This is a genomic window from Acinetobacter terrestris, from assembly GCF_004331155.1.
In the GTDB taxonomy this organism is placed as follows: domain Bacteria; phylum Pseudomonadota; class Gammaproteobacteria; order Pseudomonadales; family Moraxellaceae; genus Acinetobacter; species Acinetobacter terrestris.
This window is the reverse complement of sequence record NZ_SJNZ01000046.1, coordinates 1-11,160: the sequence shown is the minus strand read 5'-3', so window position 1 is coordinate 11,160 and position 11,160 is coordinate 1. Positions and strand designations below refer to the sequence as shown.

Here is an 11,160-nt window from a genome sequence, read left to right as displayed (position 1 = left end):
ATGAAAAACGAAGACTATGTACACCGTATCGGTCGTACAGGTCGTGCGGGCCGTACTGGTAACGCGATTACATTAGCGACTTACCGTGAGCGCGGTAAAATCCGTGCGCTTGAAGACTTCCTAGATGCACGTTTGAACGTGTCTGAAATTGAAGGTCTTGAGCCATCTCCACCTCCTGCACGCGGTGCTCGTGATGGCGGCGGTCGTGATGGTGGTGGTCGTGGTCGTGGCGGTTTCGGCGGTGGTCGTGGTCGTGATGGCGGCGGTCGTAGCGGCGGCGGTTTCAGCGGTGGTCGTGATGGCGGTCGTGGCGGTGATCGTCCACAACGTAGCTTTGATGACAAACCACGTGGCGAACGTCCTTCTTATGGCGATGATCGTCCTAAGCGTGATTTCGGTGATCGTCCAGCTCCACGTCGTGAAGGCGGTTTTGGTGATCGTCCACAACGTTCTTTCGATGATCGTCCAAAACGTGATTTCGGTGATCGTCCAGCTCCAGCTCGTCGTGAAGGCGGTTTCGGTGATCGTCCACAACGTTCTTTCGATGATCGTCCAAAACGTGATTTCGGTGATCGTCCAGCTCCACGTCGTGAAGGTGGTTTCGGTGATCGTCCACAACGTTCGTTTGCTGACAAACCACGTACGGCTGATGACAACCGTGGTAATCGTGTAGATTACAAACCAGCTCGTGAAGGTGATCGTCCAGCTCCACGTCGTGACTACGGTGATCGTCCGGCTCCACGTCGTGAAGGCGGTTTCGGTGATCGTCCACAACGTTCTTTCAGCGATGATCGTCCTAAGCGTACTTTCGGTGGCGAAGATCGTCCACGTCGTAGTTTTGATGACAAACCACGTACTGAACGTCCAGCTTTTGGTGGCGAAGAACGTCCACGTCGTAAATTTAACGACTAATTTAATCGTTAAATTTAGATAGAAAAAACCGGTGGAAACACCGGTTTTTTTATGGATTAATCTTTGAACTTATAAGATAAAAATGTATACTCAATCATGTTTTGTTTTAAAATCGTTAAATATGAACAATGAATCTGCTCATTATATTCGGAATTTTAATCCAGAGGTGATTATGCCTTATATTGGTTTGGCCTTATTGTTATGCAATATTGTGTACTTTATCTATAACTCTTTTCTGTAACACAGTGTCCTGTTTTTATACCTGTTATTTATAAAAAATAGAATTACAATTAAATTCATTAGAAAATTCGCTGGATTCGTTGCCTTTTATCTAAAAGTAACATTTTAAACTCTAATCCTTTATAGTATGCATGCTGAAAAAATGTAGGAAAACGCTCAGCTATGAATAATCAAATACCCTCTCAATCTCAGTCTTTGATTGAGATTAAAAATCTGAGCTTTAAACGAGGGGAACGTATCATTTATGACAATGTCAGCCTAACGATTCGTCGTGGTCAGATCACTGCCATTATGGGACCTTCAGGTACAGGTAAAACCACATTGCTTCGTCTGATTGGTGGGCAGCTCGTTCCAGACCAGGGACAAGTGCTATTAGATGGAAAGGATATTGCGACCATGTCGCGGTCTGACCTGTTTGCTGCACGGGCGCGTATGGGGATGCTTTTCCAGAGCGGGGCACTGTTTACCGATATGACCACCTATGAAAACGTGGCATTTCCACTTCGGGCGCATACCAAGTTACCTGAACATCTCATCGCTGAAATTGTGGCATTAAAGTTAGAATCAGTGGGTTTGCGCGGGGCAGAACAACTGATGCCGTCCGAGCTGTCGGGGGGTATGAACCGTCGTGTCGCATTGGCGCGTGCGATTGCGCTTGATCCAGAACTGATTATGTACGATGAGCCATTTGCGGGCCAAGACCCAATTGTGATGGGGGTTTTGAGCCGTCTAATCCGCTCGCTACGTGAAGCTCTGGATTTAACCACAATTATTGTCTCGCATGATGTGGCAGAGACTTTATCGATTGCCGACTATATTTATGTCGTGGCAGAAGGCAAGGTTCAGGGGGAAGGAACGCCTGCTGAACTCAGAGAACATGCTTCACCTTTTGTCCGTCAGTTTCTGACTGGATCCATAGAAGGTCCGGTCGATTATCAATTTAGTCATCAAGCTTATTTAAGTGATGAGGTACGTTCATGAATGCCATTGCCTTATTAGGTAGACGCGTTATTGAACGTGTACGTGGTATCGGTGTGGCAACGGTGATGTTGCTGCAAATTTTATTTTCCATGCCGACTAAACTGGGCATAAGCCTGTTTATTTATCAAATGCACCGTATTGGGGTCATGTCTTTACTGATCATTGGTGTGTCTGGTTTGTTTATTGGTTTGGTGCTGGGTTTGCAAGGTTACTCCATTTTGGTGAATGTCGGTTCTGAAGCAATGCTCGGAACCATGGTATCACTGACTTTATTACGTGAACTTGCACCTGTAGTTGCAGCCTTGTTATTTGCAGGGCGTGCCGGTTCAGCACTGACTGCTGAAATTGGCTTGATGAAAGCCACCGAACAGCTATCCAGTATGGAAATGATTGGTGTCGATCCGCTAAAACGCATTGTTTCGCCACGTTTGTGGGCAGGTATTGTAAGTTTGCCGATGCTGACAGTAATTTTTGCTGCCATTGGTATTCTGGGCGGTAAAATGGTTGGTGTAGATTTTTTAGGTGTTGATGAAGGTTCTTACTGGAGCGGCATGCAAAGTTCAGTTCAGTTTGGGCATGATGTTGTAAATGGCATTATCAAAAGTATTGTTTTTGCCCTGATTTGTACCTGGATTGCGGTGTATCAAGGTTATGCCTGTGAGCCGACATCTGAAGGGATTGCAACATCCACAACACGTACAGTGGTTTATTCGTCATTGTGTGTATTAGGTTTTGATTTCGTGTTGACTGCGGTCATGTTTGGAGGGGTTCAATGAAATCACGTACAAGTGAGCTGACCGTAGGTATTTTTGTCATTATCTTCGGCGTGGCGTTATTTTTCTTAGCCATGAAAGTGAGTGGATTATCGGGCACCAATTTACGTGATGCTTATGATATGACTGCACAATTTGACAATGTAAATGGTTTAAAACCGCGTGCTAAAGTCACCATGAGTGGTGTAACGATTGGTCGTGTGACTGATATTACCCTTGATCCAGTATCGCGTTTAGCCACTGTTCATTTTGAACTGGATGGTAAGCTGACTTCATTTAACAAAGAACAGCTTCAAACAGTGAAAACCAACGCTTTAGAAGAACTGCGCTATAGCACAGAATATACTGAAGCGGCGCCTGCACAACAAAAAGAAATGGAAAAACAACTTGTAGATAACATGGGCTCCATCACCAGTATTGATGAAGATGCTTATATTATGGTGGCGACCAATGGTTTATTGGGTGAAAAATACCTGAAAGTGGTACCGGGCGGTGGCTTGAACTACGTGAAACGTGGGGAAAGCATTGCCAATACTCAAGGTACGATGGATCTTGAAGATTTGATTAGTAAATTCATTACTGGTGGTGCAGGTAAATCATCAGAAAAAACGGCAGATGCAAAAACATCAGGTGAATCGGCAGATGCAGAAGCATCATTTGTTGAATAATTTGGAGAGGAATTTTAGTGAATACTTTAGTTAAACAAACACTTACAGCTAGTGTTTTATCAACAATGATGGCGACTACTGCATTTGCAGCACCAGCAGAAGCACCACCTGTTTTTGTTAAAAAAGTTGCGGATGGCCTGATTTCACGCTTAAAAGCGGATCATGCGAAATTGCAGAATAATCCAGCTGTAGTGAAAACGATCGTACGTCAAAATCTTGACCCGTATATTGATTCACAATCATTTACCCGTATTGTGATGGGTACCTATGCGACCAATCAATATAGTACCGCTGCTCAGCGTGCGCAGTTTGAACGTAATTTTCGTGAAACTTTAATTGAAAACTACGGTAGCGCATTTGCGAAGTTCTCAAATCAGTCTTATAGCCTTCGTCCATACAAAGAAACCAACAGTAAAAACCCTGTGGTGACCCTGGACTTTAATAACAAAGGTGAAAAAATTCCTGTATCTTTCCAATTGGTGGATAAAGGGAATCAATGGAAAATCCGCAACATGAATGTTTCGGGCATTGATTTAGGTTTGCAGTTCCGCAATCAGTTTGCTGCAACCGTAAAACGTAATGGTGGTAGTGTGGATAAAGCAATTGCAAACTTCCAGCCAGATGCAGAAGCAGCGGTTAATAAAAAATAATTGAGTAGGTGTTTGGTGATTGAAGTCATTAATCAGGAATTACAGGTTTCTGGAAAAATAGATTATCTAAATGCTGAAAGTTATTACCAGCAGGGTTTGAAACTGATTCAATCTCAAAGTCAGTTTCCCGTGGTGGTCAACTTGGCGCAGTTGGAGCAGGGCAGTACCTTGGCTTTGGCAGTATTAGTGCGCTGGTTGCGCCAGACTCCGAAAGCACAAGGGATTCAGTTTAAAGCTGTGCCTGAAAAGATGATGAAAATTATTCAAGCCTGTCATTTGCAACATGATCTGCAATTGATTGCCTGAACACTGAAATGTAAAAAAAAGCACCGCAAGGTGCTTTTTTTATATCTGTGAATTGATGTTAAACAACTTAGAAAACACTAGAAATCCTCTCTCCCTTAGGGAGAGAGTTAAAGAGAGGGTATTATAGCAATTCCCCAACACTATAGATTTGGTTGAAAATTAGAATTTTGAATTTCTTATTTGTGGCTATATCACGATGAATAAAAGAAAGTTTGGTTAGCAAAAAATTCATGTCTTTTGAAAGACCTCTCCCTAACCCTCTCCTAAAAAGAGAGGGAACATTCCGGCCCTTGAAAAGGAAGGTAATGAGGGGTTTTTTAGATCCATTTTTTCCAGCGGAAATAAATCAATGGCCCTATAAAGAAAGCCAGCAAAATAATACCGACCATAATGAAGCTGGTAGTTCCTCTGGCAAAAGGCAGTACATCTGTATTCATGCCATAAATACTCGCAATCAGCATGGGAGGCGCGAGCATACTTGGCAAGATCGAGAATCGACGAATCGTGTCGTTCTGTTCAGTGTTAATGAATCCGGAGGTGGTATCGAGTAAGAATCGTACTTTTTGGAATAAGAATGCATCATGTTCAACCAGGGAACGCACGTCTTCACTCAGCTCTCGAATATCGGCATCGTAAATATGGCTGCCCAAAGCACGTGGGCGGGACAAGAAAGTCAGTACCCGACGTAAATCGATCAGACACAATTGTGCTTTTCCAAGCATGTCTTCTAATTGGGCCAAGCGGGTAATCATGTCATCCAAATCGAGTATTTGTTCACGATGGCGGTTATTCAATACTTCGGTGGAATATTTTTCCAGGTCTTTGTGAACATCTTCTAGAATATCCGCAAGCTCATCCAGTTTGGCTTCAAGCAGACCTAGTAATACCCAAGTGGGATCTTTATAGTCAATTTCGTAATCATTACGACGCGCGCGCGCACGAAAGGCACGGAATGCAACCAGCTTTTCACCACGTAAAGTAAACAGGTGTTGTTTGTGCAGAATAAAAGCAACGGTCTGTACGGTGGCTAAAATACTTGAATTGTCATCTGTTTCACCATCGACCTGAAAGTTTTTATTTTTCGTTAAAAAGTAGGTGCTGATATGTAAAATACCGTCATCATCACGGTAAAATCGTGCTGATGAGGAAATGTCTTCTAATGATTTTAGCGTGGGTAAATTCTGTTCATAAGCGTCTAATACCCATTGTTGTTCTTCTTGGGAGGGTGCAATTAAATCAATCCACACTAAATCTTGATGAAGATCGAAGCCCCCATTAATGGTGGCATCTTCCAAACTACCGCGCTCTGTGGCGTAAAAGGCTTCAAGCATGCTGTCTTTTCCCTGCGCAGTATAGGTTAATCAATGGGTGTATTTTAGACAAGGAATTGAATAAAAACACTGATTGAATCGCTTTTTTATGAAAAAATCTTCTGAATATTTACTTTATTAGTATGACATCTTCAAAACATGGTGAAAAAATGACGAAATCAATCGCAATTTTTTGTGGTTCCGCTGTGGGGACAGACAGCATTTTCTTGGACACTGCACAGAAAATGGGTCAAACCATTGCCCAGCAAGGCAAAACGCTGGTATATGGTGGTGGTCGTTCCGGTTTGATGGGCATTGTTGCGGATAGTGCCTTGCAGGCAGGTGGTAAAGTCATAGGTGTAATTCCAAATGCATTGGTTGACCGCGAGCTTGCACATCCACATTTAACCGAGTTGCATGTGGTTGCGAATATGCATGAACGCAAAACCAAGATGTCGGAACTGTCTGATGCTTTTATTGCTTTACCGGGGGGTGCAGGAACGCTGGAAGAAATCTTTGAGCAATGGACTTGGGCACAATTGGGTATTCATTTAAAGCCGTGTGCGTTTTTAAATGTGACAGGTTTTTATGATGATCTGCTGAAATTTATCCAGTTGACCACAGTAAAAGGTTTTACCCATGCCCGTTTCACGGACAGCATTATTGCATCGGATTCAATCGAAGAGATTTTGCAGCAATTTGATGCTTTCCAGGCGCCACAACCGAAATGGGGCATGGTTGATCAGCAAGCGTTGGTGAAATAAAGATGAAAGTAATTACCGTTGCTGCAGCCATTATTTTAAATGAGCAACAACAGCTTTTAGTGGTTCGTAAACAGAACACCTCCTGTTTTATGCAAGTGGGTGGCAAGCTTGAACCGAATGAACCCCCTGAACAGACCATGCTGCGTGAGATTCAGGAAGAAATTGGTTGCCGGGCATTGATTGAACAATTTGTGGGTCGCTTTGAGACAGCAACAGCCAATGAGCCAGATCATTTATTGGTAAGCTATGTGTATGTCGTGGCTTTGGACCATGCACCAAAAATTGATGCAGAAATTGCAGAGATGAAATGGGTGGATTTAGATGATCAGCAAACCAAACTTGCACCACTGACCACAGAAATTGTGATGCCATGGGTGAAGCAATTTTTGACAGAAAGTTCTATCTCTTAAGTTTTTTCGGTAGGAGAGTTTAAATTTCGACTGAGCTCTGATGAAATATTCCTGATCTTATAAAAACAGAGCAATGATTAAGATTCCGCACTCGCGATACAGGCTGCATAAATTTTCTGACAGCCTAATTCCTCAAGTTTCAGTTTCAAAGCATGGATGGAACTGCCTGTGGTCACCACATCATCCAGAATCAGTACGCGTCGATAGCGAAGTTTGGATGTGGTGCTGATTTGAAATTGTTGTTCAATATGATTAAGCCGTTCTAATCGGCTTAAGCCTTTTTGTGAATGCTGTTGTAAACGGATAAGGGGCTGCCATATTGGAATATTCAGTTGTTTGGCCATGATTTTAGCCACGATCAAAGACTGGTTATAACCGCGTTCTAGCAATCGTTCATTTGAGATTGGCATCGGCACAATCGCTTGAATTTTGGGTAGCCGAATTTCAAGTAATGCACCTGCAAGCAAGTTCTGGAAATGCAGTTGCTGCTCGTATTTGAATTTTTGAATAATACGATCAATCGGGTAGCCATAATGACAAGCCACCTGAATATCCATTTCTTGGCGCTGAACCGTACTTTTAGACCACGGCATTTGTTGCCAGCAATCTTCACAGAGTGAATGGTGTTGTTGTCGGTCGATTCCACAAAGTACGCAAGGCGAAATGCTTTGGATCGCTTTGTGCAGTAATGGATTAATGAATTGCAGCATGTTTTTATTCTTCTTTTATTTGGCGTTAATTTTGCACAGTTTATATTTAGTTTCAACAATGGCAGCATCCATGCCGCCCACGCCATCATAACTACCTGACTAAGCGTATTATTTTATACTCATTATTAAATATATTTTTTAAATGACTCTCTATACATAAGCGTATCGTGGGGCTTCAGGCAGCCAGCGTTTGAGTAAAGCTTTTGCATTCTCTGGATAATCTTTGAGAATTTGCTGTGCCACATAATGTGCCTGATTCAGCAGATGATCGTCTCGTTCAAGCTTGGCAACCCGAAAACCCATATCACCGGTTTGTTTGGTGCCGAGCAGTTCACCCGGACCGCGAATTTCCAGATCTTTTTCTGCAATCACAAAACCATCATTACTTTCACGCAAAATGCGTAAGCGTTCCTGTCCATTTTGTGACAGCGGGCTTTTATAAAGCAGGGCACAGAAACTGGCGGTTGCGCCACGTCCAACGCGCCCACGCAATTGATGTAATTGTGATAAACCTAGGCGTTCAGCATTTTCAATCACCATAATCGAGGCATTTGGAACATCAACACCTACTTCAATAACCGTGGTGGCAATTAGCAGTTGCAGCTGATTGTCTTTAAATTGTTGCATCACTGACTGTTTTTCATCGGCTTTCATTTTGCCATGCACCAGACCGATATTGACATGTGGAAAGCGTTCCTTAATTTCCTGATAAGTCGCTTCAGCCGCTTGTGCATCCAGTGTTTCTGATTGTTCTACCAAGGTACAGACCCAATAGGCTTGCTTGCCTTCAGCACAGTTAGTGGTAACCCGATGTAACACTTCTTCACGGCGGTCTAAAGGAATGGTGACGGTTTGAATTGGGGTACGACCGGGAGGGAGTTCATCAATCACGGAAGTATCCAAATCACCATAAGCAGACATTGCCAGTGTGCGCGGAATCGGGGTGGCCGTCATCACCAGTTGATGTGGTGTCATGTTGTTGGCACCTTTGTTACGCAGTGCCAGTCGTTGGTCTACCCCAAAGCGATGCTGCTCATCAATAATCACCAAACCCAATTTGGCAAATCCGACATTTTCCTGAAACAGGGCATGGGTACCGACCACTAAATTTGCGGTGCCTTCTTTGATGCCTTGTTCTGCAGCTGCGCGCGCTTTACCTTTTTGTTTTCCTGAAAGCCAAGAAACATTAAGTCCTAAGGGTTCAAACCATTTTTTAAAATTTAAATAATGCTGTTCAGCCAGAATTTCAGTCGGAGCCATCAGGGCTACTTGCCAACCTTCTTCTAGGGCATGACAGGCTGCAACGCCTGCAACCAGAGTTTTACCTGCACCGACATCGCCCTGAACTAAACGCAGCATCGGTTTGTTTTGTTTTAAGTCCTGCACAATTTCCTTGGAGACGCGTTTTTGCGCACCAGTCAGGCTAAAAGGCAAGCTGCCCAATAACTGTTTGGCAAAATTTTTACTGGGTGAAAAAGAAGGGGCTTCAATTTGCTGAATATAAGCCCGGCGTGAAAGCAGGCTAATCTGATGCGCGACCAGTTCTTCAAAGATTAAGCGCTGCTGGGCAGGGTGTGAGCCTTGTGCTAGTTGCAACATATTGGCATTCAGTGGCGGCTCATGAATATATTCCAGGGCCTGTTTCAGCGCATAGCCATTGGTAAATTTTTTTGGCAATAATTCAGGCAGGTCATCACTATGCTGCTTCAGTGCCTGTTTAACATAATCCCGCAGTTTGGCTTGAGTTAAGCCCTCGGTAGCTGGATAAATGGCGGTTAGTTCAGTTTTGGGTAAAGGCGTATGTTGGGTAATCAGCTGAATTTCAGGATGATAAAGCTCTAAACCACGTGCACCGACACGGACTTCACCGAAAATACGCAGTTGATTGCCCGGTTTAGCTCGATCGGTCAGGGCTTTATAGATATGGTAAAAACGCAAGGTGACTTTGCCAAAATCATCTTCCAAGAGCACCGCCATGGATTTGCGCTTGCCCGGTGGAAAATCCACACCTTTGACGATGCCTTCTAGCAAATAGCTGCGCCCCACGATCAATTGGTTCATGGGGATGATCGTGCTACGATCTTCATAATCACGCGGCAGATGAAAAAGCAGATCATCTGTGCTGAAAATATTCAGTTTTTCCAGTAAAGCAGCAGAGGCATTTCCTACCCCTTGCAATTGATGGACTGCAGCCATTTACCCTCAACTTCGGTTATGTAATCAGGTGTTTAATGCATATATTATTTATTGGTTATGGTAAAACATCTCGGCGCGTTGCTAAACAGTTATTTGAGCAAGGCCACCAAATTACCACAATTAGCCAAAGTCCGAAAACGGATCAATTTGCGACGCATCTGATTCAGGATGTTCATCAGCTCAATTTAACCCAAATCAAGCCTATAGATTGGGCGTATGTGTTGCTGTCACCGTCACAGAGCAGTATTGAAGGCTATCAACAGACCTATGTCGATTCTATTGCTCCCATTGTAGCAGCGTTAAAACAGCATCAAGTTCAAAAGATTGTGGTGGTGTCATCCACCCGTGTCTATGGTGAAAATAAGGGTGAGCACACTGATGATGAGTCATGTATTCAACCTGTTGATGAGCAGGGTAGATTATTATTGAAAATGGAACAGCTTTATCAGCAGGCTTTTCCGAAACAGTGCATCATCATTCGCCCAACCGGGATTTATGGTATTTCGGTGGCTAGGATGATCAAGCTGGCTGAAATGACTCAAAGCTATCCTCAAATTCACTACAGCAACCGGATTCATATTGATGATTTAGCCCGATTTCTGGCGCAATTGATTCACGTGGAACATCCAGAAAATTCGTATATTGTCACGAATAATCAACCGACACCTTTGCATGAAACCATTCAATGGTTTCAACGACAGCTGAATTTGCCTGAACTGGTTTTAGAGAGTGAAGCACTGTCGGGAAAAAGAATTTATGCAACGCGGATGGCTGAAACAGGATTTAAGTTAGAGCATGTAGATTGTTTTGGGGATTATGCAGAATTGTTAGAAAAAATATAAGAAAGTCCCCCTCCTTTTTAAAGGAGGAGTTAGGAGAGGATTAAAATTAAAACCTTTCTCTGATGAAATGATATTTCTCATCCTACAATTGAAGGATGAGAAGAGGCTAAATTAAAACCCTCATCCCAGCCTTCTCCCAGAGGGAGAAGGAGTTTAAGGAAAACATTATTTTAAAAAATTATCTGCCACCTGGACGACGATCAGCTGCGCGGTCACCACAAGAAGATTGATATGTGCTGAATTAGCAGGAGACTTTCACTTGGGATATGCTAGGCAGCTAACCGATAAAAGTTCTCTGCTATTTGATTTGGCGTTTTAAAATCCAAACTCTTTTGAATTCTTCGCTGATTATAAAATAACACAATGTATTTTGTAATATCTGCTTTAGCTTCATCTCT

The 11,160-nt window shown here is 43.2% G+C and carries 11 protein-coding genes and 2 pseudogenes; 9 read left to right on the top strand and 4 right to left on the bottom strand.

Annotation, left to right across the window (positions count from 1 at the left end; translation table 11 throughout):
- The 6 genes and pseudogenes from E0H81_RS15655 to E0H81_RS15630 form a co-directional block, all read left to right on the top strand.
- Nucleotides 1–912, top strand: a pseudogene (locus tag E0H81_RS15655) (DEAD/DEAH box helicase); the annotation flags it as partial.
- Nucleotides 913–1,314: 402 nt separating this feature from the next.
- A complete protein-coding gene (locus E0H81_RS15650; protein ID WP_131320248.1) occupies nucleotides 1,315–2,133 on the top strand; it encodes an ABC transporter ATP-binding protein in 819 nt (272 codons plus the stop codon).
- Entirely contained in the window at nucleotides 2,130–2,909 is a 780-nt protein-coding gene (gene mlaE / locus E0H81_RS15645) for a lipid asymmetry maintenance ABC transporter permease subunit MlaE (protein WP_131320246.1), read from the top strand. The genes E0H81_RS15650 and mlaE overlap by 4 nt, the downstream gene beginning before the upstream one ends.
- Nucleotides 2,906–3,574 carry an outer membrane lipid asymmetry maintenance protein MlaD gene (gene mlaD / locus E0H81_RS15640; RefSeq protein ID WP_131320244.1) on the top strand — a complete coding sequence of 223 codons (669 nt, stop codon included), beginning with the start codon at nucleotides 2,906–2,908 and terminating at the stop codon, nucleotides 3,572–3,574. The genes mlaE and mlaD overlap by 4 nt, the downstream gene beginning before the upstream one ends.
- A 17-nt stretch (nucleotides 3,575–3,591) precedes the next feature.
- Nucleotides 3,592–4,224 carry an MlaC/ttg2D family ABC transporter substrate-binding protein gene (locus E0H81_RS15635; protein ID WP_131320242.1) on the top strand — a complete coding sequence of 211 codons (633 nt, stop codon included), beginning with the start codon at nucleotides 3,592–3,594 and terminating at the stop codon, nucleotides 4,222–4,224.
- A 15-nt stretch (nucleotides 4,225–4,239) separates the two neighbouring features.
- Entirely contained in the window at nucleotides 4,240–4,530 is a 291-nt protein-coding gene (locus E0H81_RS15630) for an STAS domain-containing protein (RefSeq protein WP_131320240.1), read from the top strand.
- 317 nt (nucleotides 4,531–4,847) lie between these two features.
- On the opposite strand, the gene E0H81_RS15625 is transcribed toward E0H81_RS15630, so the two are convergent.
- Nucleotides 4,848–5,861 carry a CorA family divalent cation transporter gene (locus tag E0H81_RS15625; RefSeq protein WP_131269192.1) on the bottom strand — a complete coding sequence of 338 codons (1,014 nt, stop codon included), beginning with the start codon at nucleotides 5,859–5,861 and terminating at the stop codon, nucleotides 4,848–4,850.
- Between the two features lie 149 nt (nucleotides 5,862–6,010).
- Here E0H81_RS15625 and E0H81_RS15620 point away from each other — a divergent pair, with 149 nt between their 5' ends.
- Complete coding sequence (locus tag E0H81_RS15620) at nucleotides 6,011–6,604, top strand: LOG family protein (protein WP_131320238.1); 594 nt, start codon at nucleotides 6,011–6,013, stop codon at nucleotides 6,602–6,604.
- Nucleotides 6,605–6,606: 2 nt separating this feature from the next.
- The gene (locus E0H81_RS15615) at nucleotides 6,607–7,014 is read left to right on the top strand and encodes an NUDIX hydrolase (RefSeq protein WP_131320236.1); all 408 of its coding nucleotides are present in this window, start codon (nucleotides 6,607–6,609) and stop codon (nucleotides 7,012–7,014) included.
- Between the two features lie 77 nt (nucleotides 7,015–7,091).
- On the opposite strand, the gene E0H81_RS15610 is transcribed toward E0H81_RS15615, so the two are convergent.
- Together E0H81_RS15610 and recG are read right to left on the bottom strand one after the other, a co-directional pair.
- Complete coding sequence (locus tag E0H81_RS15610; protein WP_131320234.1) at nucleotides 7,092–7,724, bottom strand: ComF family protein; 633 nt, start codon at nucleotides 7,722–7,724, stop codon at nucleotides 7,092–7,094.
- Between the two features lie 150 nt (nucleotides 7,725–7,874).
- Entirely contained in the window at nucleotides 7,875–9,920 is a 2,046-nt protein-coding gene (recG, locus tag E0H81_RS15605) for an ATP-dependent DNA helicase RecG (RefSeq protein WP_131320232.1), read from the bottom strand.
- A 35-nt stretch (nucleotides 9,921–9,955) separates the two neighbouring features.
- Between recG and E0H81_RS15600 the strand changes: the two genes are divergently transcribed.
- Nucleotides 9,956–10,762: an NAD-dependent epimerase/dehydratase family protein gene (locus E0H81_RS15600; protein WP_131320230.1), complete on the top strand. Its 807-nt coding sequence runs from the start codon at nucleotides 9,956–9,958 to the stop codon at nucleotides 10,760–10,762.
- Nucleotides 10,763–11,031: 269 nt separating this feature from the next.
- Here E0H81_RS15600 and E0H81_RS15595 read toward each other — a convergent pair.
- A pseudogene (locus tag E0H81_RS15595) lies at nucleotides 11,032–11,160 on the bottom strand (IS3 family transposase); the annotation flags it as partial.